This is a genomic window from Sphingopyxis sp. (assembly GCF_965227415.1).
In the GTDB taxonomy this organism is placed as follows: Bacteria; Pseudomonadota; Alphaproteobacteria; order Sphingomonadales; family Sphingomonadaceae; genus Sphingopyxis.
The window spans coordinates 1893476-1918661 of the sequence record NZ_OZ245749.1 but is presented as its reverse complement, the minus strand read 5'-3'; the positions used below and the strand labels follow the sequence as shown (position 1 = coordinate 1918661).

Annotated in this window: 23 protein-coding genes and 1 other annotated feature; of the genes, 6 read left to right on the top strand and 17 right to left on the bottom strand. The window is 63.0% G+C overall.

Annotated features, from left to right (window positions below; all coding sequences use genetic code 11):
• Positions 1 to 80: 80 nt before the first annotated feature.
• The 3 genes from ACO055_RS09385 to ACO055_RS09375 form a co-directional block, all read right to left on the bottom strand.
• A complete protein-coding gene (locus tag ACO055_RS09385; RefSeq protein ID WP_422062324.1) occupies positions 81 to 1709 on the bottom strand; it encodes a serine hydrolase domain-containing protein in 1629 nt (542 codons plus the stop codon).
• Positions 1637 to 2479: a CPBP family intramembrane glutamic endopeptidase gene (locus ACO055_RS09380; RefSeq protein ID WP_422062323.1), complete on the bottom strand. Its 843-nt coding sequence runs from the start codon at positions 2477 to 2479 to the stop codon at positions 1637 to 1639. Before ACO055_RS09380 ends, ACO055_RS09385 begins: the two co-directional genes overlap by 73 nt.
• Before the next feature lie 206 nt (positions 2480 to 2685).
• Positions 2686 to 3591, bottom strand: a complete 906-nt coding sequence (locus tag ACO055_RS09375) for a LysR family transcriptional regulator (protein WP_422062322.1) — start codon at positions 3589 to 3591, stop codon at positions 2686 to 2688.
• A gap of 265 nt (positions 3592 to 3856) precedes the next feature.
• Between ACO055_RS09375 and ACO055_RS09370 the strand changes: the two genes are divergently transcribed.
• Both ACO055_RS09370 and ACO055_RS09365 read left to right on the top strand, forming a co-directional pair.
• The gene (locus ACO055_RS09370) at positions 3857 to 4255 is read left to right on the top strand and encodes a hypothetical protein (protein ID WP_422062321.1); all 399 of its coding nucleotides are present in this window, start codon (positions 3857 to 3859) and stop codon (positions 4253 to 4255) included.
• The gene (locus ACO055_RS09365) at positions 4252 to 5700 is read left to right on the top strand and encodes an MFS transporter (RefSeq protein ID WP_422062320.1); all 1449 of its coding nucleotides are present in this window, start codon (positions 4252 to 4254) and stop codon (positions 5698 to 5700) included. The genes ACO055_RS09370 and ACO055_RS09365 overlap by 4 nt, the downstream gene beginning before the upstream one ends.
• A 114-nt stretch (positions 5701 to 5814) precedes the next feature.
• Here the strand turns inward: ACO055_RS09365 and ACO055_RS09360 are convergent, their stop codons facing one another.
• From ACO055_RS09360 to ACO055_RS09345, 4 genes are all read right to left on the bottom strand, one after another.
• A complete protein-coding gene (locus ACO055_RS09360; protein ID WP_422062319.1) occupies positions 5815 to 6963 on the bottom strand; it encodes a M23 family metallopeptidase in 1149 nt (382 codons plus the stop codon).
• A gap of 1 nt (position 6964) precedes the next feature.
• Positions 6965 to 7417, bottom strand: coding sequence for an NADPH-dependent FMN reductase (locus tag ACO055_RS09355; protein WP_422062318.1), 453 nt, complete (start codon positions 7415 to 7417; stop codon positions 6965 to 6967).
• The gene (locus ACO055_RS09350; protein WP_422062317.1) at positions 7414 to 7899 is read right to left on the bottom strand and encodes a DUF1348 family protein; all 486 of its coding nucleotides are present in this window, start codon (positions 7897 to 7899) and stop codon (positions 7414 to 7416) included. Before ACO055_RS09350 ends, ACO055_RS09355 begins: the two co-directional genes overlap by 4 nt.
• Before the next feature lie 105 nt (positions 7900 to 8004).
• On the bottom strand, positions 8005 to 8550 hold the full coding sequence (locus ACO055_RS09345; protein WP_422062316.1) for a carboxymuconolactone decarboxylase family protein: 546 nt from the start codon (positions 8548 to 8550) through the stop codon (positions 8005 to 8007).
• Between ACO055_RS09345 and ACO055_RS09340 the strand changes: the two genes are divergently transcribed.
• A complete protein-coding gene (locus ACO055_RS09340) occupies positions 8534 to 9568 on the top strand; it encodes a LysR family transcriptional regulator (RefSeq protein WP_422062315.1) in 1035 nt (344 codons plus the stop codon). The two genes, ACO055_RS09345 and ACO055_RS09340, sit on opposite strands and share 17 nt — an antisense overlap.
• Before the next feature lie 149 nt (positions 9569 to 9717).
• Here the strand turns inward: ACO055_RS09340 and ACO055_RS09335 are convergent, their stop codons facing one another.
• From ACO055_RS09335 to ACO055_RS09325, 3 genes are all read right to left on the bottom strand, one after another.
• Positions 9718 to 11214 (bottom strand): SulP family inorganic anion transporter, encoded by a 1497-nt coding sequence (locus tag ACO055_RS09335; RefSeq protein WP_422062314.1) that lies wholly within the window; start codon positions 11212 to 11214, stop codon positions 9718 to 9720.
• Between the two features lie 59 nt (positions 11215 to 11273).
• Positions 11274 to 11329, bottom strand: a sequence feature (sul1 is cis-regulatory element that is thought to sense ions involved in sulfur or methionine metabolism; They are found in Alphaproteobacteria).
• Between the two features lie 391 nt (positions 11330 to 11720).
• Entirely contained in the window at positions 11721 to 12083 is a 363-nt protein-coding gene (locus ACO055_RS09330) for a DUF6768 family protein (RefSeq protein WP_422062313.1), read from the bottom strand.
• A complete protein-coding gene (locus ACO055_RS09325) occupies positions 12076 to 12651 on the bottom strand; it encodes an RNA polymerase sigma factor (RefSeq protein ID WP_422062312.1) in 576 nt (191 codons plus the stop codon). Before ACO055_RS09325 ends, ACO055_RS09330 begins: the two co-directional genes overlap by 8 nt.
• Positions 12652 to 12973: 322 nt before the next feature.
• Between ACO055_RS09325 and ACO055_RS09320 the strand changes: the two genes are divergently transcribed.
• The 3 genes from ACO055_RS09320 to ACO055_RS09310 all read left to right on the top strand — a co-directional run bounded on the left by ACO055_RS09320 (position 12974) and on the right by ACO055_RS09310 (position 15176).
• Entirely contained in the window at positions 12974 to 13363 is a 390-nt protein-coding gene (locus tag ACO055_RS09320; RefSeq protein ID WP_422062311.1) for a response regulator, read from the top strand.
• Entirely contained in the window at positions 13330 to 13725 is a 396-nt protein-coding gene (locus ACO055_RS09315) for a response regulator (protein ID WP_422062310.1), read from the top strand. The genes ACO055_RS09320 and ACO055_RS09315 overlap by 34 nt, the downstream gene beginning before the upstream one ends.
• 122 nt (positions 13726 to 13847) lie before the next feature.
• Positions 13848 to 15176: a chloride channel protein gene (locus tag ACO055_RS09310; RefSeq protein ID WP_422062309.1), complete on the top strand. Its 1329-nt coding sequence runs from the start codon at positions 13848 to 13850 to the stop codon at positions 15174 to 15176.
• A 52-nt stretch (positions 15177 to 15228) separates the two neighbouring features.
• Here ACO055_RS09310 and ACO055_RS09305 read toward each other — a convergent pair whose 3' ends face one another.
• From ACO055_RS09305 to thpD, 7 genes are all read right to left on the bottom strand, one after another.
• Entirely contained in the window at positions 15229 to 16989 is a 1761-nt protein-coding gene (locus ACO055_RS09305) for an SLC13 family permease (RefSeq protein ID WP_422062308.1), read from the bottom strand.
• Between the two features lie 577 nt (positions 16990 to 17566).
• Entirely contained in the window at positions 17567 to 18157 is a 591-nt protein-coding gene (locus ACO055_RS09300; protein WP_422062307.1) for a fasciclin domain-containing protein, read from the bottom strand.
• A gap of 124 nt (positions 18158 to 18281) precedes the next feature.
• Entirely contained in the window at positions 18282 to 20084 is a 1803-nt protein-coding gene (locus tag ACO055_RS09295; RefSeq protein ID WP_422062306.1) for a cation:proton antiporter, read from the bottom strand.
• 102 nt (positions 20085 to 20186) lie between these two features.
• The gene (locus tag ACO055_RS09290; protein WP_422062305.1) at positions 20187 to 21524 is read right to left on the bottom strand and encodes an MFS transporter; all 1338 of its coding nucleotides are present in this window, start codon (positions 21522 to 21524) and stop codon (positions 20187 to 20189) included.
• On the bottom strand, positions 21521 to 22795 hold the full coding sequence (locus ACO055_RS09285) for an MFS transporter (protein WP_422062304.1): 1275 nt from the start codon (positions 22793 to 22795) through the stop codon (positions 21521 to 21523). The genes ACO055_RS09290 and ACO055_RS09285 overlap by 4 nt, the downstream gene beginning before the upstream one ends.
• 21 nt (positions 22796 to 22816) lie before the next feature.
• Positions 22817 to 24259 (bottom strand): aspartate kinase, encoded by a 1443-nt coding sequence (locus ACO055_RS09280; protein WP_422062303.1) that lies wholly within the window; start codon positions 24257 to 24259, stop codon positions 22817 to 22819.
• Positions 24256 to 25176 (bottom strand): ectoine hydroxylase, encoded by a 921-nt coding sequence (gene thpD / locus ACO055_RS09275; protein WP_422062302.1) that lies wholly within the window; start codon positions 25174 to 25176, stop codon positions 24256 to 24258. The genes ACO055_RS09280 and thpD overlap by 4 nt, the downstream gene beginning before the upstream one ends.
• Positions 25177 to 25186: the final 10 nt, after the last annotated feature.

Here is a 25186-nt window from a genome sequence, read left to right as displayed (position 1 = left end):
GATAGCGCAGCAGGAGTTGAGGTGTCTGCCCTTAAGGCTTTTCCTTTAGAACCGGACAGTCTCCAAACGGCCATCGGCCGTCAATCAATGCGCTCTGCGATGTTGATCCCACCGCCGAATGACAATTTCAGCGTTTGCGCGCGGACAACTTCACGGTCGCGCGCCTCAAGCGTCATAACGCTGTCCGGCGAAAAGAGCTTTCCATCGCTTTGTGGAAAAAGGTCGCGGCCGACGAAGCCGGCTCGCGCCCAGTAAAGGCTGCCGCCAGGCGTTCGAGAAATTACGAAGCGCTCCGACGGGAAATCCCGCAGTCGGTATGCGCCGACGAACCGCTGCGCGATGGCATCCGTCAACGGGACCGCAGCCTGCACGGGCGCGGGCTTTCTAGCCGGCCAATGATAGGCGTCGGCGATCGAACGGATGACTTCATTGATCAGCCAGCCTCCATCATAGCCGTTCGTCATGACCACTGCCCCCTGGCAACTGTCGGGGTACATGATGAACATCGAGGTGAAGCCGATATTCTTGCCGGTATGACTGAACTGGCGCGGGCTGTCAGGTGGACCCAAATCGACACCGAGGCCCCAGTTGCCGAGGCCGCGCGTCATCAGCTGCGCAGTCGCCTCGTTGCTGAGGATCGAATGATCTTCGCCGCGCACGGCGTGCGCGGTTCTGATGGCAAAACGCGCGACGTCGCTCGGGGTGGTCCAGAGGCCGGCAGCCGCCATTTCGGGGTAGAGACGCCAATTTCCGGGAAGCGCGGAGCCGTCGGCTGCGGTCCCTTCGGCCCGTCTGGCGCCGTCGCCGCGGACAGGATGCCGAAAATTGCTGCTCGTCATGCCCATCGGATCGAGCACGAGCCGGTCGATGAGGTCGGGAAATGGTTCGCTTGCGGAGTCTTCCATCAGCTTCTGGATGACAATATAGCCCCCGCCGGAATAGTCCCACGCGCTGCCCGGCACTTTCTGGACTATGATGCCTGGCGTGTTGGCAGGTGCTTGACCATTCAGAATCTGTGTCATCGATGGAAGCGCCGCGCCGGGCATATAGCCGAGCATCCCCTCAATGTTTGTGCCGGCGGTATGGCCAAGGAGGCGGCGCAGCGTCACCCGCTCGGTTGTCAGAAGCGGCGTCTCTGGAAACGACCAGTCCTTCAGCAGCGTGTCGGCGTCGGTATCAAGCGCGAGCTTTCCCTGATCGACCAAGCGCAGCGCGGCGATCGCGGTGACGCTCTTGCTCATCGATCCTGCCTGAAACAGCGTCTCGGGCGTGACGGCCTCGCCGCCGACTGCGTGCCGTCCGAACCCTCGCGCATCGACAATGCGGCAGCCTTCGATCACCGCGAAACTGACCCCTGGAACCTTGTAATGCGCCATGCGCTCCGCCAGGCCAAAGCGTTGATCGCCGGAACCCTCGATCGCGATGGTCCGACGAAGGCCGGCCTCGATCGGGAAATCCGGCGCTGCGAGCTGCGCATTCGCCGATACTGTGAAGATCAAGGCGAGGGGGGCAGCGAGGTATCCTGCGCGCCAACCCACGCGACAGCTTTTCGCGAACGGCATGTGCAATGCGTTTCTCCGCTGCTGGCGGCGAGGTGCGACAGGGTGTTGCAAAGAGGGCGATGCCTGCATCTTGGTCACGCCGGGTTTCCCGAAAAACGTCCGGCGCGCCACGCGAGCCAGAGCACGACGGCACCGACCGCCGAACACATGGCAAAAGCGATGACGGAGGCTTCGGGGCCAAAAGTACCGCCGGTGAGCCAATCCGGCAGGTTCTCGTTTGGGCTGGTGGTCGCAAGGGAGTCACCGAAATTGCCGCCAGACACCTGCGCGCCAAAGAGGTAGCCTTGGGTGAAGTTCCAGCCGCTATGCACGCCGATCGACACCCAAAGCCTGCCCGTCAGGGCATAGAAGGCGCCGAGCATGACGCCGGCTTCGATCGCAACGCACGCCGTGGTCAGGAGCGTCGCCCCCGGGTTGGCGAAATGTCCCGCGCCAAACAACAGGCCCGATACGACAAATGCCGTCGTCGGACTCGAGGCGCGCCACACGAGCCGCAGCACGACGCCGCGCACGATCACTTCTTCCAATACGCCCGATTCCAGCGCAAGGCCTGCGCCGCGCCAGGCGGTGACCAGGCCATGATAGTCGAAATGATAAACGCCGCCGACCCATGCCGCGGCCATCACGACGGTAAACATCGCAGCGCCGATCAGCAGACCGGCCATGATGCCCGTCGGCGCTGATCGCAGGGAAAGTTCACTCGGCCAGCGACCTTCTCCCACGCGCACCAGAAGGACGTAGGCGCCGAAGATGATCAGTGCGCCGAATGCCTTTGCCAGGAAGCCGAAGACGGGCTGCGCGGGCAGCGCATGTGCCAGCGCTTCGGTCGACGGTCCGAAGGACAGGACGATCGCGAAAACCATCGCGACCATCCAGGCGAGACTGCGCGCCGGGCGCCATTTGCCGGGGCGCAGCATGCTCCGATTTCCCAGTTCCGGCGATATTCCCCAACTTGGCATGTGGATCCCCTTGATGGACTAAGTCAGTCCGTCCCTTCTTCACCGGAATATTCGACTGAGGGGGATAGCAGGCCGCATGATGTGGCGGAACGCGCATCGTCTGCACTCTCCAATTGCGCTTGGCGCTATCTGTCCCGGCGCCGAAGCTCAGACCTGCGAGGGCGCTACGGTGTCTCTTGAAACGCCCTGCATGAGGCGCGAACGCAATCGCGCAGCCACCGATGCGCCGGATCGCCATCCATTCGCGGATGCCACAGCAGCGAGACCGTGAACGGGTCGGTGTCGAAAGGGAGAGCGAAGGTCACCATTCCCTCGCATAACCCGCGCGTGTGACGTTCGGGAACCGTCGCCACAAGGTCGGAGCCCCGCGCCAGCGCGACGGCAGCGGCAAAACCGTCGACCGTCGTCGCGATGTGGCGGGCAAGACCGCGCGATTCGAGCGTCTCGTCGATGGCCCCAAGGTCCAGTCCTTGCCGCGTCACAAGAACATGGCGGCCTTCGGCATAGCGGGCAGCCGTCATCTTGCCCTCGGCAAGCGCATGTCCCGCGCGCACAACGCCGACATAGCGATCGGAAAAGAGCGCCTGGGCGCGGATCTCGGGTCCGATGGTCTTTCCCACCACGCCGGTTTCGAGGTCGATGTCGCCCTCGCGCAGGCCGGTGCTATCTTTGTCGAGCTTGCGGATAAAGCGAAGCCGGACGCCGGGAGCCTCCTGGGACACTTGTTGAACAAGCGTCGGCCCGATTGTTTCGGCAAAGCCGTCGCTGGTTCGCAGAACGAAGGTCTTCGACAGCGAAATCAGATCGATCCCGTCGGCGGGGCGCAGGGCCGCACGCGCATCCTCGACCAAGCGGCGGACCTCGTCGCGCATTTGCGTTGCGCGCGGCGTGGGGACGAGGCCGCGGCCTGCCCGGACAAGCAAAGGATCGCCGGTCACCGTGCGCAGGCGTGCAAGCGCGCGGCTCATCGCCGAGGGGCTGAGCCCGAGCTTCCGCCCCGCGCCCGCAACGCTCCCCTGCTGCAGCAGCGCATCGAGGGTGTAGAGGAGGTTGAGATCGGGACCGCCCATGTAAGCCTCATAGCACCGATGCGATCTTCAACATAGCGTCAAGCGCAATGATGAACTGCAAATGCTGCTCCTTCCGCCACATCCTGCATGGGCATAGCTGTCTTCCTGCCATTCGCTGAGAAGGGAGATTGTCATGTCAGGAACTGCATTGGATCTTTTCGCAGGTCGCGTTCGCGACAGCTGGGGACCTTTAACATCCACTCTCATCGCCAGCTGCGAGGCGCGGTTGGCGGAATTGCTCTCCGTTCCGGCGAGCGAGCCGTGGGTGGCTGGACTCCGCGACGACGCGCCCGATCATCGCGAGCTTTACCGCGATCCCGTCCACGGGTTCCTTCTCCTCGCGCACACCGAGGCAGAAGGTCGTTATCGGCCGCCGCACGACCATGGCCGCAGCTGGGTCATCTATGGCGTTCTCGATGGCGAGATGGAGATGGGCACTTATGCGCCGATCGCCGGTGCAGACGGCACGCCTCGACTGGTCAAGCGCGATACCACCCGTGTTCGCGCCGGCGAGGTGCAAGTCTATCTGCCCGGAGACGTTCACGACACGCGATGCATCTCCGGTCCGGCGATCCAGTTCCGTTTCACCGAGCGCGATCTCTCGCTGGAGCAGATTACGCGCTATGTCGAACAGGACGGGCGCTGGATCGCGGGGACGCGGTGACGAAGTCGGCCGGAACCGGGGAACGCTCGCCCTTGTCTGGCACCCGCCGTCTCGTCGCTATCGCGAGCGTCCTCGCTGCGATGGCAGCGGCCGTGCTCGATGCGGCCAGCGTCAATGTCGCGCTACCAGCGATCTCATCGGCGCTTCGAGAGGCGCCGGGCCGAACCATCTGGATCGTCATTGCCTATCAGGCGGCGCTTGTCACCGGACTTCTCCCCGCCGCGGCGCTCGGCGAGCGTTTCGGCTATCGGTCGATTTTTATGGCGGGGCTCGCGCTGTTCATCGTTTCCGCGGGCTTCGCGCTGTTTGCCCCGGGTCTTGGATTTCTAATCGGCGCGCGTATCGCCCAGGGTCTCGGGGCGGCGGCGATCATGGCGCTCGGAATCGCATTGCTGCGGCAGACCGTAAGGCCATGCGAACTGGGATCTGCGATCGGTTGGAACGCCATGACGGTTGCCGTCTTCACCGCTGCCGGACCCGCGATCGGAGCCGGCCTTCTATCGCTCGGGGAGTGGCGCCTCCTCTTCGCTGGCACAATACCCCTCGGCATCGTTGCGATTCTGGCCAGTCTTGCGCTCCCGCGCGTGGCCGGTGCGTCGCCTGGCCTCGACCGGACTGGGCTGATGCTTTTTCTGGCGATCGTTCCAGCCTTCGTGGCGGCCGCCGCATTTTCGGCTTCTGGAGCCGTCAGCATTGCATTGGCAGCGATTGGCTTCGCTATCGCATTTTATCTCGTCCGGCGCGATTCTCGCAGAGCGTCGCCGTTCCTCCCGCTCGATCTCATACGCAACCGGTCCTTTGCGAACGCAGTCGCCGCGTCGATCTGCTGCTTTGCCGGTCAAGGGTTGGGGATGATCGCGTTGCCGTTCGTCTTGCACGCGCGATTCGGAGCATCGGTACTCGAAACAGGTGTCTGGCTGACCCCTTGGCCGCTCGCCGTGCTCCTCACGACGCCAATCACCACGCGCTTGCTGCGTCGAGTGCCGCCATCCCTCCTGTGTGCAGCAGGCGGCGTCTGCCTGTCGGCCGGCTTGGGAGGCCTTGCGCTTTTATCTGCGGACGACGGACTGTGGCCCCACCTGCTGTTTATCGCCACCGGCGGGATCGGTTTCGGTCTTTTTCAGACACCGAACAATCGCAACATGTTCCTGGCGGCGCCTGTGGAGCGATCAGCATCGGCTGGCGGGCTACAAGGTACTGCGCGGCTCATCGGGCAAACCTTGGGCGGCTTGATCGCCGCGTTTTTGATGAGCCTGTTTCCGATCGCGGACGCGATACGCGCTGGATTTGGCTTGGCAGCGCTCTGGACGCTGGCTGCGGGCGCAATAAGCTGGAATCGCCGTAGCGGAGAAGATGACGCAACAACGCCTGGGGCTGACTTGGCCGCCGATGACGTCAATGTCCGCTTCCGCCATATCCTGCGCCAAGAACCGCCGGTCTCCTGACGGCCTGACTGCAAACTGCAGACGGCCGTCTCCTGTCCGATTACGATGCTACCGACTGTAGGCGTGTCGGCATCTGTCAACTCGCTCACCAGCCGATCATTGTATCGGCTGCGCTTATGGAAATGTGACGACAGCTTTGTCGATTGGAAACTCGTTGTGCAATGTTTTGGAAGGCGTTGGCTCGGCGAGCCAGGGTCTGCCATCGGTCAAAATGTCCAGATTTGCCAGCGTGCCCAATTGTGTGAATGACTTGATGGCATAGGGAGTGCCTTCCGCTCCCAATGGCGAGTTAGCATCCATAATCTGGAAATGCAGATGGGGCGCATCCGAATTGCCGGAATTGCCGAGCGTGGCCAAGACTTGTCCGGTCTTCACCTTGTCACCGATCGATACTTTGAAACTGCCGGGCTGCAAATGAGCGTAGAGCGCGTATCGCCCGTCCCCTAGATCGAGGATGAGCGAGTTGCCGGTGATATTGTCCAAGGTCACGCTTCGACCGCTTTGCGGATTATTCCCATCATTATCGGGAATATCTGTGACCATGGCTGACACCATTCCATCGGCGACCGCGATAACGTCCGCACCATAGCCGTAGAAATTTGCATTGGCCGATGCATTGTCTCGAAAAAACCGCCCATCAGGGCCAAGCTTTACCCAGTCGATGGCGAAACGCTGCGCGAGATGTTCGCGGCCATCAACGGCGTTGAAAGACCGTCGATGATCGGCATTGAACAATCCATTCGCCGCGACCCAGCTTCCGCCGCGGAGGGGCGGGCCGATCACGGGTGTGTCCGGCTGGATTTGGATGTCGACACCTGTGACCGTTCGTTCGATTGTGGAGCCATCGCCGACCTTTGCCGTAAATATCAGTCGGTGACGGAGCCGGGCCGGCGCGGTCGCATTCAATGGCAATGTCATGTCGATGAAAACGACCATCGTCCCGCCGCCTTCGATCGTTCGCATTGGTTGTTTGTCGGCTTGCGCCCCGATTGGCATCAGCAAGGCGTCGAGGGTTTCACCGCGATATGTGGCGAGCGCCGCATCACCGTCGAGCACGTCTATGCCCGCGAGGTCGAAGGCTTTCGAATAAAAGTTCGTCAAGTGCAGTTCATACACCAACCTTGTGCGACCGTCGGCAATCACCGGTGACGGAGATTTGGGAATGACCACATTTACCGGAAATCCCGAATGATCCTGAGCCACGACAGGTGCTGCGGTGGTGACGAGCAGAAGTGGCAAAAGCAGTTTCAAATTGCGTAACATGTCAATTTCCTTGCTGTGGGTTCGGGGTGATGGTCTCGATCGGCGGCAGGCTGTCGACGAGCTGAGCCGCCATCGTCGACAATGTTTCTCGCAGCGCGGCGATCGCATGGTGCGCGCGGGGAGCGGCATTCAGGATAAGTACCGGCTTGCCCGCGAAGCCCTCGCATCCGACCAGCCAGTCGAGGGCATTTTTGAGTACGCCGCTTATGCCATGGGCATATTCGGGACTGGCAATGATGATTGCGTCGGTTGCCGAAATCGCAGCGCGGAAATGAATCGTCGCGCTGGGTAGATCGGTCTCAAGGTCAGGATTGAACAGCGGCAATTCACCGATGGGAAATAGATCGATTGTCACCCCGTCTGGCGCCCTTGCTGCAATATCAAGCAGCAAAGCCGTATTGGTCGAGGCTGCGCGCAAGCTTCCCGACAGGGCAGTGATGCGAAATACTGTCATCGACCCACACCAACTAGGCCGGGATGGTCTTCCGGTCGTGGCGCATGGCCGTCCCATAGAAAGCGTCGATCGCTCTCGCCAATCGGCACATCGTTTATCGAGGCTTCGCGGCGCCGCATCAGGCCATTGCTCGCGAATTCCCACTGTTCATTGCCGTAGCAGCGAAACCATTGGCCGGCGACACGGCACTCATATTGAAACCGGACGGCGATCCGGTTGTCGGTGAACGCCCACAGGTCCTTGATTAGGCGATATTCTTCTTCGCGCGCCCATTTCTCTGTGAGCAACGCAATTATGGCGCTCCGCCCTTGGACGAAGCTGTCACGGTTCCGCCATTCGCTGTCGATCGTGTAAGCGAGCGCTACCCGATTTGGGTCACGGCTATTCCAGGCGTCCTCGGCGGCGCGCACCTTGCGCCGTGCGGTCTCCAAGGTGAAAGGAGGTAGCGGCGGCCGCTCAGTTTCCACGTCGATGTCGATCATGTGTTCATTCCTTGTGGGCCAACGCGAAGTGCAAAACAGCGTTGTGGGCTTCGAACCCGAGGAAAGCCGTCGGCCAGCCGAGAGCAGCCGGCCGACGACGGGGAGTCACGCAGTTTGAGCCGCTCGAACGACCGGGAAATCGATATCGGTGTCCGCGACATTGTTGATGTAATTGGTAAGAACGTTGAGCGCCACGGTTGCCACAATCTCGATCACTTGGGCCTCGGAGAAGCCCGCGAGACGAACTTCGGCAATATCGGCATCCGTAACCCGGCCGCGGGCGCCGAGCACCTTGCCGGCAAAGACGATGGCTGCATCGGCTTTCGCATCGCCCGAGTGGCCGGCACGATTGAGCGCGATTTCGGCATCGTCGATTTTGGCGAGATTGAGCCCGAGATAGCTGTGCGCCGACAGGCAATAGTCGCAGCCATTCGCCTGCGCGATGGCCAGTGCAATCCGCTCGCGAGTCTTGGCGTCGAGCGTGCGACCGAGCGCAGCGTTGAGGCCGAGATATCCTTCGAGCGCGGCGGGGCTGGTGGCGACCAAGCGAAATAGATTGGGGACAACGCCGAGCTGCTTTTCGACCGCATCCAGTAACGGTTGCGATTTTTCAGGGGCGTCTTCACGGGTTGGGATGGCAAGGCGGGACAAGGGCTTTTCTCCTGATCAGGCGGCGGGGTGCTGCCTCTCATTGGAAGTGCCATCTTTCCAAACCTGTGATAATCCGTTCAGTGAACACTTCACTCGTGCCGATATCGGGATAATCATGGATCGTCTGGAAATGTTGCGCATTTTCGTCGCCGTTGCGGACAATATGAGTTTTGCCGAGGCGGCCCGCAAACTACGGGTCTCGCCTACGTCTGCAAGCCGTGCCATCGGCGGACTTGAAGAATCGCTCGGCACCGCCCTGTTTCGCCGGACAACCCGGTCGGTGCGATTGACCGACGAGGGCGCCATCTATCTTGAACGGTGCCGTATCGCGATTGCCGATCTGGACGATGCGGCACTCGCGCTTCGCGGCGATAGTGCCATGCCTGGGGGCCGCCTGGTTGTCACGGCACCGGTAACATTTGGCAGACGCCATATTTTGCCCGTGGCCACGCGATTGCTGCGCGAAAATCCCGCGCTGAATATCGAGCTGACGCTGATCGATCGCGTCGTACGGCTCGTCGACGAAGGGATCGATGTCGCGGTCAGGATTGGGGATTTGTCCGACAGTTCACTGCACGCGCTCAAAGTGGCAGAAGTCCAGCGCGTGCTGGTCGCCAGCCCCGCTTATCTTGCATCGCACGGCGTTCCCGAAAATGTGCCTGCGCTGCATGACCATAATTTGATTTCCTTTATCGAGCTCGACCGAGGGCACGAATGGCGCTTTGGCGGAATCGGTAAACCTGCCATTCGAATTGATCCACGATTGACGCTCAACACCGCCGATGCGGCCATCGCCGCCGCGGTCGATGGCGCTGGAATCGCGCGCGTTCTGTCGTACCAGGCGCTTGATGCCATAGCCGCGGGGAACCTAGTGACAATACTGGACGATTATGGGCCGCCTCCGGTCCCGGTTCACTTGGTCTATCAGGCGAACAGGCGCGCGTCCGTCAACGTCCGCGCCTTCATTGACGCATCCCGGGCGTATTTCACAAAGCGGAACCTGATAAGAATCGCGTGACCTAAGCTCCGGTCGATCAAAAGTTCATATTCTGAAATCGGCGTGGTGCGCCTTATGGCATCTGGTGTGTGAGGAACGTCGGCTATCTCACAGCCGGCTCCTCAAAGCTGACGGACCGCATTCGGCCAGGACCCGCAACAACCCCCGGGCTAATGGGGAACAGCGCCCAGCTCGACCCCCGTCTTGTCATGCAGTGCAAACTTGTCGACGATGTCGGCGCTGGCGCGGTTATATCCGACGACCTCGATTGTGCGGCCTTCGCGGCGCAGCCGTGCAATGATCTTGTCGAGCGCACCGACGCCCGAGATGTCCCAGAAATGAGCAGCGGACACGTCGATGAGAATGCTTGAGGCGGTTTCGTCGGCATTGAAGCTGCGCATGAAACGATCGACCGAGGCGAAGAAGATCTGGCCGGTCACGAAATAGGTTGCGCGCGTGCCATCGGAGCTGACGTCACGCCGCACGTCGAACATCCGCTGAACTTTGGCGGCGAAGAAAATTCCCGAGAGCAGGACGCCGGCGAGCACGCCGAGCGACAGGTCGTGCGTCGCCACGACGACAACGACGGTTGTCACCATGACGACCGATGAAGTCGGCGGATGGCGGCGCAAATTGGCGATCGAGTTCCAGCTGAAGGTTCCGATCGACACCATGATCATGACCGCCACGAGCGCTGGCATCGGCATGCGGCCGACATAGGGGCCGAGTAGCGCGAGCAGGACGAGCAAGGTCGCGCCCGCCGTTAACGTCGAAAGCCGCGTGCGGCCGCCCGAGGTCACATTGATGACCGACTGGCCGATCATCGCGCAGCCGCCCATGCCGCCGACGAAAGCGGCGGCGATGTTGGCACTGCCTTGCCCGGCGCATTCGCGACGCTTGTCGCTGTCAGTGTGCGTCATGTCGTCGACGATCTGCGCAGTAAGGAGCGATTCAAGCAGACCCACTGCGGCCATCGTCAGCGAATAGGGAAGAATGATTTGTAGAGTCTCCAGCGTGAGCGGCACGTTCGGCAGGATGATGCTCGGCAGGCCTTGGGGCAGCTTGCCCATGTCGCCGACGGTGTTCACCGGCAGGCCGAGCCAGATGCTGATGATTGACAGGACAAGGATCGCGACGAGCGGCGACGGCACCGCCTTGGTCAGGCGCGGCAACAGATATATGATCGCGAGGCCCCCTGCGATCATCGCATAGGCTTGCCAGGTCACGCCGATGAGCTGCGGCAGCTGCGCCATGAAGATGAGGATAGCGAGCGCGTTGACGAACCCTGTGATGACCGACCGCGACACGAACTGCATGACGAGATCTAGCCTGAGCAGGCCGGCGAGGATCTGGATGAGGCCCATCAGGATCGTCGCTGCGAAGAGATATTCGACGCCATGCTCCCGCACGAGCGGGATGACGAGCACGGCGACCGCGGCGGTCGCGGCCGAGATCATCCCGGGACGACCGCCAGTGAATGAGATGACGATCGCGATCGCGATCGAGGCATAGAGGCCGACGCGCGGATCGACACCCGCGATGATCGAAAAGCCGATCGCCTCGGGAATGAGGGCGAGCGCGACGACAATTCCCGCGAGGACGTCGGCGCGAGCGGTCGCAGCGCCGGCGAACCATTGCTGGCGGTACGTGGAAAGTCCGTTGAACATGAAAAGCTCACATCAAGACACATGGCGCCCGGGCGGACGCTCTTGATTTGCATGTGCGATGTTGTCCGGCGGATAGGCGGCCGGAATAGCCACCCGGAGTTACACCGGGTCCTTGCGAATAGGGGCCCTCTATCCTGATGCTGAACTGCAGCGCAAGCCCCGCCTATGCTCCTTTCTCGTAATTTTCGTCTGGAAGCGACCGTTCTCAAACCGGCCATTTCCATTTTTGCCGAACCTCGATGAGCATCCCGGTCCCGTCGATATCGTTATGATCGCGCCACGAGCTGACGAATATATTCGTCGATCGCCGTTTCATAAAAACCTGTCGCCATGGATGCCCGATGACTGGCGACCCTATCGGGCTAGGGGCTCCTCTTGCGTAGCCATCGCTGGAGGACGGAAGGGCTTCACCGCTGGTGAGGCCCTTCTTTTGTTTCAGCGCTCACTCGCCGGGACCTTCCGATATCAGCCGGAACCAGCTCGAACTTGGCGCGATCGCGCTGAGCCTAACGCTCCTCGACGGGCGCGATGGCCATTTCGAGCCGCTTCACCGCCCGCAATATGCGGTTGGCCTGAACGACAGGCCAGAGGGCGAGCTTGATCATCAGCGACATCAGAAGCAGAACGGCCGAAGGCAAACCCCAACGCAGCGCCTCGAACATGTCGGTCGCGGCAAAGAAACGCCAGCCGGCATAGGCGCCTGCCCCAAAAAGCAGGAGTTGGGCGAGCATCATCACCGCGTTCATCCAGCCGGTGCGACCGGCGAAGATGGCCGACAATTGGTGGAAATAGCCGGGTTCCGCATCGATCATGCGCAGCAGGTCTGCCTCTTCCGCAGCGAGCGCCGCGGCGATGTCTTTGTCATTCATTTTCATGTCCTTCCAGCAATTGCCGGAGCCGCACGCGTGCGTGCATCAGACGCGTCTTGACCGTTCCGGCAGGGATATCGAGCGCCACCGCGATTTCGGCCACGCTCAGATCGTCATGGTAATGCAGCGCCACCACCACACGGTGGGCCGGGGATAGCGCGGCCAAGCCCCGCTTCAGATCATATTCGGATCCGATTTCGGAAGCTGGCGCCTCCGTCTCGTTCGGCTGGCCGCGCGCCAATTCGACAGCAAGCTTGCGCGAGGCGATCGCCGAGCCGACGAAACGCGCCGCGCGCCGCGTTGCGATCCGGTAGGCCCAGGCCGGGAAAGCCTTTTCGTCCCGTAAATGTGGCAGGCCGCGGACGATTTCCACCCAGGCGGCCTGCGTTGTATCGGTTGCCGCTTCGCGATCTCCCGTCAGTCTCCATGCATGCGCGACGAGTTTGGGATGCCACCGCCGCACGAGCAGCGCGAAGGCGTTTCGGTCGCCCGCTTGTGCGGCGAGGACGAGATATTCATCCTCAAGCCGCGTGCGCGCTCTGCCAAGGGACTGCCGGTCATTCATCATGTCTAAGGTGCTGCCCGCTCCCATTCCGGTTCAAAAGGCAAAATCTGTCCTGCTTCATAGCGCGACATCGCGGCGGCGCGTCGATCGCAGGTCGGGGGCAGCGGTCAAAAGAGTGCGCGCGCTGATCGGGCCATCGCGTATCGCGTCCCGGCCGCAAGCGCCTCCGCTGACGCACGCCGACTGGATTGCCGAACAATAGCCTCACGATAGGCCATTTGTCGGAACTTGCCATTGCCGCGCGGCGTATGGTCTTTATCCGAAACGTGACGGGGTGCGGGTCCAGGCGGGGCCGCTGGGTTTTGGTTGTGGAATAGGAATCAGGGTGGACGCGCAGACGATATTGATCGTCGAGGACGAATTCCTCATTCGTTTCATGTTGGCCGATTCCCTGCGCGACATCGGTTATCGCGTTCTGGAAGCGGCGAACGGGGAAGAGGGCTTGGACTTCCTGACTACGGGGCAGGCCGTCGATCTCATGGTCACCGATGTCCGCATGCCTGGCAGCATCGATGGGATGGAACTCACACGCCGCTCGAAGTCGCTGGCGCCGCGCCGTCCTGTCATTGTCTGTTCGGCTCACCTGTTCGAACCCGAGTCCGACCCGGCTGACGCCTTTCTTCCCAAACCCTATGCGTTTGCCGCGCTCGCCGATGCGATCGCCCGGCTGATTGGAGACCGATGGCAGACGAGTTCGCAAACGCAAAGTGCCTGATCGTCGCGGATGCGGACGTCCTTATCCGCAACGCGCTCGCGGAATATCTTCGACACTGCGGCTACAAGGTTTTCGAAGCGGCGACCTCCGACGAAGTCATCATCGCGCTTGAGGAAGGCGCCATGAAGATCGATGCGCTGCTGGCCGACGCCGAGCTGTCGGGACGTTTCAACGCGTTCGAGCTGCGGATATGGGTCCGCGACCATTATCCTGATGTCGAGGTCGTCCTTGCGGGGAGCGTTGATTCGGCGGCGAAGGCCGCGGGCCAGCTCTGTGACGAGGGCCCGCATCTCCAAAGGCCCTATGATCCGGAAAGCGTGGCGGCTCACATCAAGCGCCTTCTGGCCGCGACCAGGCGCTAGAGTTTTGGCGTCTGCGACACAGCGGCGTCAACTCAGGCAAAGGTGACGGCAACCCTTGGCGCGGTTGCGCCTCAAATCCCCGGCGGGGTTGCACCCTCGCCGCGGCGCGTCCACATGGACCCATGCCCGCCAAGCCGACTCGTCCGCGCTGGCTGCGCCTTTGGCAGCTGCGTCTCAACCGCCGTGCGAAAACCGAAGTGGTCGATATTCACCGCCGCGTCGCAATGATCAGCGGCGCGGTGCTGCTCGGTCTTGTCGCGCTGGCATTCGCCGCCGCCGGCGATCGCGCCCAACGGCTGATCTTCATGGCGACCGACCGGATATGGTGGATTCCGCTCCTGATCACGCCCGCCGGCTTCGCGCTGATCGTGTGGACCGCGAACCGCTATTTTCCGGCCTCGCGTGGGTCGGGCATCCCCCAGATTATTGCGGCGAGCCGTCGCCCCGAGCAGGAAGCAAAGGGACCGCTCGTCTCGCTTCGCACCGCCTTCGCCAAGCTGGGTCTCACGCTCGCGACGCTCGCAGTGGGCGGATCGGTCGGCCGCGAAGGACCGACGGTCCAGGTGAGCGCGGCGATCATGGTGGCCGTGCACCGCTTGCTGCGCGTGCGCATCACCGCCGGCGTCTTCATCGCAGGCGGCGCGGCCGGTGTCGCCGCCGCGTTCAACACGCCGCTGGGCGGCATCGCCTTTGCGATTGAAGAACTCGCCGCGGCCTATGAGCAGCGCGTCGCCGTGCTGACGATGGGCGCGGTGATGATCTCGGGTCTCGTCAGCCTCTCGATCGCTGGCGATTATATCTATTTCGGCGTGATGCGCGAGACGCTGCCCGTATCGGATGTCCTGCTGGTCGCTCCCGTCGTCGGCCTCGGTGGCGGTCTGCTCGGGGGTCTGTTTTCGCGCATCGTCCTCGCCGCGAGCGAACGGGCGTCGCCGTGGGCGCGCCGCGCCGCGTCCCGCCCTGTCCTGTTCGCGGCCGGCTGCGGCTTGGTCGTCGCGATCGTCGGCATTGCGTCAGGCGGTGCAACCTGGGGCACGGGCTATGACATCACAAAATTCCTCGTCGAGGGCCATCGCGGCGAACTCTGGCTCTTCCCCGCCAAATTCACCGCGGCGCTGGCTTCGACCTTGAGCGGCGTGCCCGGTGGCATCTTCGCGCCGTCGCTCGCGGTGGGGGCGGGCTTCGGAAATCTCCTGACGCCGATTTTTCCCGGTAGCTCCGCAGGCGCTGTCGTGATGATGGGCATGGTCGCCTATTTCGTCGGCGTCGTTCGCGCACCGTTGACGGCGGTCATCATCCTGATCGAGGCGACCGCCGCGCGCGGCGTCATCCTGCCGTTGTTCGCCACCGCGCTCATCGCCGACTGGGCGAGCGCGCAAATTTGTCCGACGCGTCTCTATCACGGGCTTTCGCGGAACATGGCATCGAAGCCCCGCCCGTCGGAGTCATGATGTCGCGCAACTTGCATGGCTGCTCTTGCGCACTTGAAACCGATAGCGCGGTTCAATGCAGCCCGTAACGAAAGACGAGCAATGCGGACAAGGTGACGATCATCAGTCCGACCAGCGGCAGGCCGGTTCTCGTATAGTCGCCGAACTTATACTCGCCGGCCGACATGATCAGCATGTTCGTCTGATAGGCGACAGGGGTCGCGTAACAGAGATTGCAGCCGAACAGCACGGCCAGAACCAGCGGTTCAACGGGAATTCCGAGCTGTTCGGCAAGGTTGAAGGCGATTGGGGTGCCGACCGCAGCGGCGGTCGCGTTCGAGGCAAAGTTGGTGAGAAGCGTCACGAACAGCATGATCGTCGCGAGCACTCCGGCGGCGGGCAGGAACTGAAGGCCAACAGCGATCAGCTGGCTGAGCCATTCCGCCGCCCCGCTATCGAGCACGATCCGGCCGATCGCAATACTGGCGGCGATCAATACGATCACCTTGGCCGAGAGCGCGCGTCCGACCCTGTCGAACTTCACGCAGCCGGTGACGAACATCAGGATGGCACCGCCGAGCGACGAGATCGCGATGGGCACAAGGCCGATACTCGCTGGCAAGACCGCGCCCACCATGATCGCGAGCGCTAGCGGCGCTTTCATCGTCCGCGGCATTTCTCTCAACCCCTCCAGAAGGAGGAGATTCTCGCCGCGAGCGAGTTTCTGGACATTCGTCAGCGCTCCCGCGACTAGCAGGATGTCGCCCTCGGACAACGGCGTATTGGCATCGGCGTCGCTGAGCGCGCCCAGCCCTGGCCGGCCGGACTGGGTGCCGAGTATCGCCACATTATAGGCCTCGGCGACGCCTGAGTCGGTGATGCGTTTGCCGATCAGGCCTGAATCGGACGCAATCGCGAGTTCGACGACCGAAAGATCGTCCCCGGTTCTCGCATAGTCGGCGTGAAGCCGTTCCATCAGCCACGGCGGCGCCGCGTGCGCACCCAGCAGCCGGACCGTTTCCTCCAGCGCTTCGTGCGGCGCGGAAACGGCCAGCCGCGCGCCCGCGGTGAGAATCCGGTCGGCCGGTCCGGCGACGGTCGCATCGTCGGGCAGGAGCTTCCGTACCGCCTCGATCGTCTTGCCGATCGCCATCGAACGCTCGCCAAGCCTGAGCGTGGCGCGGAAACACCGCGGCTGGTGCCCGCTTGCCGGCGAATTATCGGGGAGCAGGCGGGGCATCACCAGCCATATGAAGGGAAGGGCTACCAGCGCGGCGACGAGAACAATCGGCGTGAAATCGAAGACGCCCATCGGTCGCATGCCCATGTCCGTGGCAATGCCGACGACCAGCAAATTGGTCGAGGTGCCGATCGTCGTGGCCATGCCCCCGATCAGCACGGCGCTGTTCACCGGTATCAGGGTCTTCGAAGCGGGCATCCCGCCGCGCGCGGCCAAGGATACGAGGATGGGAAGCAAAAGGACGACGACCGGCGTGTCGTTGACCATCATGCTCATGAACATGGCAAGCAGTAGCGTGACCAGAAGACCGAGCTGGCGGTTGAAGCGCCAGACTTTCGTCAGCGTCCTTGCCGCCGGCTCCAATGCGCCCGTGGTCACAAGACCGCGGCCGATGATCATCAGGGCACAGATGGTCACGAGGGCATAGTGCCCGAAGCCCTCGAAGGCGAGTTTCAGGCCGTCGGTCGGAGATTGACCAGGAAGCGGTGCGATGAAGAGCGCCAGCGCGATGACGCCAAGCGTTAAAAGCGAGATAATTTCGACGCGAACGCGCCCCGACACAAAGCCATAGAACATGGCGAAGGTGAGCAGCATCGCGCCGATGGCGTGTGGGGGCGGCGTTTCAAGCACCGAGCAGCCGCCCGCCGTTGCCGGGATCGAATGGGCACGGTGCGAGAGGCCGGTACAGTGCAGAGGTGGCCTTATGGGCTCTTGTACAAGGCATCGCAGTCCCCATTCTGTCCGGCGGCGGTCTCGAAAGACTGGACGGGTTGCCGCCGCTTGGCCAGCCCCTCTTGCCTGCACCTCCCATTCGACTGGAACGCATTTGGACGCCCGGCCGCGTGACCGGGACGAATTGGGCGTGCCCCCCTTCCTCGGTCTGGCAATCGCGGGGCGGGGTTCTCGCCGGGCGAGGGCGACCCCACCGCGACGAAAATCGGGCTCGCTAGCCCTGCAGGGGCGGCCCAGCGAGCACCGTCAGCGGCCGCCCGGGTCCACAATTGGATCACGAAAGCGACGGCACGCCGTTTGACAGGGGATATCCCATGCCCCAAAATACCATATGAACAACATGCTCTTGCTTGTTGGGCTCGGCGCCATGGGTGTCATCACGGCCTGCGTGATTTTCGTGCTGCTTGTCACCCGGGATGACGAGTGAGCGTGAGCCTGCTTACCCCATTGTCGGCATCAAAACGCCATTGATCACATGGATCATGCCGTTCGATTGTTCGACATCGGTTTCGGTCACGAAGCCGACGCTGCCTTGCGTGCCCTCGATCTTGATGTTGCCTTGGACCTCGGTCAATTTCAGATCTTCGCCGGCGACCGTCGTCAAAACCGCGCTCCCTCCGCCGGCCTTGATCCTTTTGTACAGATCGGCCGCGGTCAGCCGACCCGGGACGACATGAAAGTTCAGCACTTCGACAAGCGCGGCGCTATTGGCGGGATTCATGAGCCAGCCGGACATCTTGGGTATCGCCGCAAACGCCTTGTCGGTGGGCGCGAACAGAGTGAAGGGGCCGGGCGCGCTCAGCTCCTCGACAAGGCCGGCGCTGCTGATGGCCTTGATCAGCGTCTTGTGTAGCGGCGACTTGGTCGCGTTCTGGACGATGTTCCAGTTCGAATAGAGGGTGGCCCCACCGACCTCGGACGTCGTCACTTGCGGCTGGGCCTCCTGGCCGATTGCCGCGCCGGGCAAGAGCGTCATCCCGAAAAGGGCGGTTGCTAGAAAGGGAGTGGCGAAGCGTTTCACGCGCGTCATGGCATATCCTCCGGTTATGATGAGACGGGTTGTGCTTATAGAACGATCAAAGCCCGCTTTCGTTGCAGAAAATGGCTAAAAAACGCCATTCTCTTGGGCAATCGTCTCGTCCCGAGTGGCCCGGTCAGTCCCCGCTGCGGAGCTGCGGATGTTCCGGCGGGACAAAGGTCCAGACGATATCGCCGATATCGACCGCCGGGCGATGCTCGGCCGAGAAAATGGCAAGTTCGCCCGACGGGCGCGCCACGGCGAGGCTGTCGCCGCCATTCGCCCGCATCCGCGCGACGAAAGCCGCATAGGGGAATTTCTCGGTGATCCGCGTGCGGCCGAACGTCCATCCCGATTGCAGGCGGTCGAGCAATTCTTCGATCGGCGTGCCCGCAAGCGTGAACACGCGTCCACGCCGCCGGCTGCCGGCGCCCGATTCCCCGATGATGCGGCTGATGCGGTCCGATCCCACTTCGGGCGCAAGCTCGCTGCAAACAAGCGCGTTATAGCTGTCGTTGTCGGTCGCCGCGATCAACTGCTGATACTGGCCCATGTCGATTTCATCGTCATGGGCCTCGTCAACAATATCGCCCTGGTAAACGGGAATGCCGGCACGTCTTGCGCGGCGCAGGGCGAGCTTGCTGGCATCGGCGATCAGCACCTCGCGGCCTTGCGCCTTGATGAAGTCGGCAAATCCGATCGTCCAGCTGTTGGCACCGACGAGGAGCACCCCATTGCCCTTGCCGCGGTCGAGCCCGAGCCAGCGGGCGAAGCGCGCCGCGGTGAAGCCATGCGCAAAGATCGTAACGATCACGACGCCGAACCCCAGCGGTACCAGCGCCTCGGCGCCCGCGATGCCGAGATCCGAGAGGCGCAGGGCAAAAAGGCCCGTCACCGCGACGGCGACAATGCCGCGCGGCGCGATCCACGCCACGAACAATCGCTCCTTGAACGGCACGCGAGTGAAAAGCAGCGCGGTCATGATCGTAAGCGGCCGCACGACGAAGAGCAGCAATAGCAGGAAAATGACGAAGCGAAGCTCGAAGTTGCGCACCACCTCCCAATTGAGCGTCGCGGACAGGATGATGAAGACGCCCGAGACGAGCAGGATCGTCAGATCCTCCTTGAAGCGAAGCAGGTGGTGGCTCGAATAGGTCTCGCGGTTGGCCATCACGACGCCCATGATCGTGACCGTAATCAGCCCCGTTTCATGCATCACCAGATCGGAGAGGACGAAGACGGCGACGACCGTCGTGAGGAGGACGGGGGCTTTGAGATATTCGGGCACCCAGCCGCGCGGGAAAGCCCAGGTCAGCGCAAAGCCAGCCGCGCCGCCGATCACCATGGCAAGGATACTGGCCGCACCGACATCGATGAGAATGGAGGCGCTATTGGTGCCCGCCCCGCCATGCGTGATATAGCTGAAGACGCCGACGGCGAGCAGCGCGCCGATCGGGTCATTCACGATCGCTTCCCATTTAAGCATATTCTTGACGCGCGGCGCGATGTTGAGCGAGCGCAGCAGGGGAACGATCACCGTGGGGCCCGTCACCACCATGATGCCGCCAAACAGCGCCGCGAGCTCGAACGGCAGCCCGGCGCCATAATAAGCGGCCGCGGTGCCGAGCGCCCAGCCCACCGGAACGCCGACGAAGACGAGCATGAACACGGCCACGCCGGCGTTGCGCAACTCCCGAAACTTGAGGCTCAATCCCCCTTCGAACAGGATGATCGCGACGGCGAGCTTGATCACCGGCTCGCGCAGCGCGCCGAAATCGCGCTCGGGATCGATAAGGCCGAGTATCGGACCGGCGACAATGCCCGCGATCAGCATCAGCGCGATCGCGGGGCGGCCGGTCCGCCACGCGATCCACTGTGCGCCAATGCCGATAACCCCGATCAGGGCAATTTTGACGAGCAGAGATTCAATCGCGAACATATCGCCAGCCTATGCGGCACGGCAGCAATTGGTTCCAGCGCCGATAGCAAAGCTGTCCGAAGCCCCTTGCGCTTGCACACCGACCATTGCGCCGCGGCGATTCTATTTATTTGCGAGCGATCGGGTAGCGAATGGGTTTTCCCGCAGCGAGCGCCCGGCCGTTTCGGGCATGAAGCGGAGGGCGACGAGCCCAACGAGGCAGGCGAGCATCATATAATAAGCCGGCATGAGCGGGTCGCCGGTCAGGCTGATCAGGCCGCTCCCGACGATCGGCGCGGTGCCGCCGAAGATCGACGTCGATATATTATAGGCCATCGCGAAGCCTGCAAAACGCACCGCGGTCGGGAACATCGCGGGAAAGGTCGCCGAAATCGTCGCGAGCTGCGGGACATAGAGCAGGCCGAGCGCCATAAAGCCGATGATCGCGCCCGCGAACCCCGTCCCGATCAGCATGTAGAGCGGCACGACGAAAACGAGCAGTCCGATCAGCGACCAGCGCCACATCGGCTTGCGGCCGACCCGGTCGGACAGCGCGCCGGCGAAGGGCAGGAAGAGCATCATGAAGACCATGCCGATGATCGGCACGAGCAGCGCTTCCTCGCTCGAGAGGCCGATGCGGCGCTGGAGATAGGTCGGCATATAGCTCAGCAGCGAATAGTTGACGACGTTGAGCGCGACGACGAGACCGCCGACGACCAGCAGCGGACGCCAGTGATTGCGCATCAGCGAGCCGAGGCCCGGCGCCTTGCGCCCCTCGGCCGCCGCCATTTCTTCGCGGAAGATCGGCGTGTCCTCCATCTTGGACCGCAGATACATGCCGACGAGACCGATCGGCCCCGCGATCAGAAACGGAACGCGCCAGCCCCATTCGTGCATCGCCTCGTCGCCGATGTGAAGCGAATAACCGAGCATGAGCGCCGCGCCGAGCGAGAAGCCCGCCAGCGTCCCGAATTCGAGGAAGCTGCCATAAAAGCCGCGGCGGTCGTCGGGCGCATATTCGGCCATGAAGGTCGCGGCGCCGCCATATTCGCCGCCGGTCGAGAAGCCCTGGAGCATCCGAAGGAGGACGAGCGCGGTCGGAGCCCAGAAACCCACCGTGTCATAGGATGGAATGAGGCCGACGGCGAAGGTCGCGCCCGCCATGAGGAGGATCGTCATCGCGAGCACCGACTTGCGCCCGATGCGATCGCCGAGCGGTCCCCAGAAGAGCCCGCCAAGCGGACGGATGAGGAAGGATATCGCAAAGGTCGCGAGCGCGAACAGCACCGCCTCTTCGGTATCGCCCGGGAAAAGGGCGGCCGAGATATAGGTCAGGCCATAGGCATAAATGCCATAGTCGAACCATTCGACCGCATTGCCGAGCGCCGAGGCGCCGACAGCGCGGTGGAGCGGCGAAGGGTCGGGGAAGGGCGGCGGATGCCCCGGAGCGTGGAGCGTCATCTCATTGTCCATTGGTCACCTATGGTGTTCGGTTCGGTTGATAAGGCTGGTTTATCGAGGCCAGCGGGGTCGAGCAGCGCGGCGACCGGGGTCGTGCGCGGCAGAATCTGGAAGTCCTGCTGCTGGTCCCCCGGGACCGGATCGCTGGTCGCGACGCGCCACATGCCGAAGGCAAGCATCGCCGCGGCGGCGAAGGCGATGAAGAGGAATAGCCCGCCGGCATTTGTGAACGTCATCGACATGGCCGCCCCGAGCGGGCCTAGCGCCGCGCCGGTCGAATAGAGAAGCACGAGTTGACCGCTTGCCGTCACGCGCTCGGAGGGGAGCAGGCGGTCGTTCGCATAGGCGACGCACAGCGGATAGAGCGCGAAGCTCAATCCGCCAAAGGCGGCACCGAGACCGAAGAGAAGGAGTCCCTGCGGCTGCGTCGCCAGCGCGATGCTCGTCACCCAGGTGGCGGCGAAGCAGATGAGGATGATGCGGCGGCGGTCGTAGCGATCCGACAACCGGCCGAGCGGCCATTGCAGCGCGACGCCGCCGAGGATCACGGTCATCATGAAGGTCGCGGTCTCGGCGAGGTCGAGCCCGATCCGGCGCGCGTAAATGGCCGCCAGGCCGTAGAAGGCGCCAAGCAAGAGCCCGGTGACGCCCGCTCCCACGACACCGAGAGGCGAGGCCTCGAACAAGCGCCGCAGCGGCAGCGACGCGGCATCCTCGAGAACCGGCGCGCTGCTCCGGGTGAGACAGACCGGGATGATCGCGAGCGAAATCAGGATCGCGGCGATTTGGAACGGGACCTGCGGCGCGCTGTTGCCCGAACGCAGGATCAACTGGCCAAACGCCTGGCCCCAATAGAGCGCGACCATATACCAGGCGAGTATGGTGCCGCGCGTGCCCGTTTCGGCGCGGTCGTTGAGCCAGCTTTCGACACAAACGAAGACACCCGCAACGCAAAGTCCGTCGATCAGCCGCAGCGCGCCCCAAAGGAGGGGCTGAGCGAACAGCGCATAAGCGAGCGTGCTCGCGGACAGCAGCGCGACAAAGGCGGCGAAGGCGCGGATATGGCCGACGCGGCGCACGATGTCGCCCGCCTTGAGCGCACCGATCATAAGCCCGGCAAAATAAGCGGTCGCGACGAGCCCGATGACCATCGTGCCGCTGCCGGCGCGTTCGAGCCGGAGCCCGATCAGGGTCGACAGAAAGCCGCTGCCCGCCATCATCACGAAGATGGCAATCAGCAGGCTGCGGACCGGCAGGATGGTTGCAAGCATCAGAGATTGTCGGCGGCCGCGTCAGGCGGCGCGCCGGCCCTCGGCCGCTTGCCCCTCATCTTCGATCAGCGCCCGATGCAGGGCGCGCACCGCCGCGTCGAAGTCGCGGCATTCGATGATGAACTGGATATCGACGTTGCGGATCTGGTGCTGCATCGCGATCATCATGATCCCCGCCTCATCGAGCGCGCGCAGCGCATCGGGAACAAGCCCGGGACGCGAAATGTCGCTGCCGATCGCCGACACCATCGCCACCGGCTGCGCCGAAATGGCGGCGTCGGGATAATCTTTCTGCAGATCGGCGATCACCTTCGTCACCGCGTCGGGAGTGGCCGAGAGATAATGGGTGATCGTGTTGGCGTTCGACGATTTGCTGACGATCCACACGCCGTGACGGGCCAGCACCTCGAGGATCGCGCTGTCATAGCCTTTGATCCCGACCATGTCCTGCTCAAAGAACTGCAGCGCCTGCATCTGGCGTATGCCGGTGACGATCTCGACCCGCGGGACGTCCGAGACATAGTCGCCGGTCACCAGCGTGCCCTCGTCCTCGCGATCGAAGGTGTTGCGGACGCGCAGCGGAATATCGGTCTGGCGCAGGCCTCGGCCCGCGCCCGGATGAATAGCCTCCATGCCGAGATTGGCGAGCTGGTCGGCGACGTCATAATTGGTCCGGCCGATCTTGCGCGCCTTGTCCACGCCGACCAGCTTCGGGTCCGCGCTCGACAGGTGAAACTCCTTGTGGATGATCGCCTCGCGCGCGCCGGTCAGCACCGCGAGCCGCGAAAAGGTCATCTCGGTGTAGCCGCGCGCATAGCGCCGTACCATGCCGCCTTCGCACCCGGCGTAGCCGGTGACGATGGGCAGGGTGGTCGACAGGTTGATCCCCGCGAACGCTTCCTCGATCCTCTGGTCGAGGCTGCGCAGATCGTCCTGGTCCCACAAGGTGAGGTCGACGACCCGGGCGTTCACACCGCGATCGCGCAGCAGCAGCGCCGTGCTATGCGCGCTATGCGCTTCGCCGATCCCCGCGAGAAGCTCGCGAAGCGTCAGCAACTGCTCCTTGACGCAGAAACGGCCGTGGCTGCGCAGCCGTGCGAGATCCTCGAGACAGGCTGACACCGCCCGGATCCGTTGCTCGATAAAGGCATCCGCTTCGGCGCGGCTCTTCGTCCGCGCGAACATCGCAGCGTTGCGATCACGCACCGCCTCGCGAACGACGCCGATCGCGTTGCGCCAACCTTCGGCGCTATCGTCGGCCACAAAACGCCCATAGACACCGGGCGTGCCGCTTTTTTTGTTCTCGAGGAGCAGGTCGGTCATTCCGGCAAAGGCCGATACGACGAAGATGCGCTGGTAGAGTTCGGCACCCGTGCGACCGGCGATGAGGACATTGTCGAGCAGCGTCTCGGTCGCCGCCATCGAGGTCCCGCCGATCTTCTCGACGCTATGGGCGCCCGTCATGCCGGCACCAGCGCGTCGAGCCGCCCCTGTTCGCTCCGCAAGGGCTTCGGATCGCCGCGATGGGCGAGAAACCAGGGTCGGGGCTTCGGCGCGCCGAAGGGTTCTTCGAGCCGGTTGCTGACGGCGTTATAGACCAGAAACGCATTGGCGCGAGGGAAGGGCGTGATGTTGCCGTTCGAGCCGTGCATCAGATTGCAGTCGAACAGGATCACGGTCCCCGGCTTGCCGGTCGGTGCGACGATGCCATGCCTGTGCGCCAGTTCGGCGAGGCTGTCTTCGTCGGGGACGCCATATTCCTGGCGTTTCAGAGAACTCAGATAATGATCGTCGGGCGTCTCGCCGATGCAGGTGAGATAGGTGCGGTGCGATCCCGGCAGGACCATCAATGGCCCATTGTGCGGGGTGTTCTCGGCGAGCAGGATCGACATCGACAACGCGCGCATCCGCGGCATGCCATCCTCGACATGCCAGGTTTCGAAATCGCTGTGCCAGTAGAATTCCTTGCCTGTGAAACCCGGTTTATAGTTGAGCCGCGACTGATGAATATAGACCTCGTCGCCGAGCAGGAACCGCGCGACGTCGGCGAGACGCGCATCGGCGGCAAGGCGCGCCATTACCGCATTCTGCCGGTGAATTTCGAAGATCGACCGGATTTCCTTTCCCTGCGGCTCGGTAACGATCGTATCGTCATCGAGCGCGGCGGGATCGGCGAGCAACGCGCCTGCGGCCTTTTGCAGGAAGGCCACTTCATCGGCCGAGAAGATATCCTCGAGCACGATATAGCCGTCGCGGTCGAACTGCGCGGCCTGCGCGGGGCCGATCGGCGCGTCGTTGCTCCATTCGCTATGGACGACGGGATCCTGTCGCGGACGCATCTCTGCTGCCGCGGCATGGCGCGAGGGGTAGAGGTCAATCATGGGTTATCCC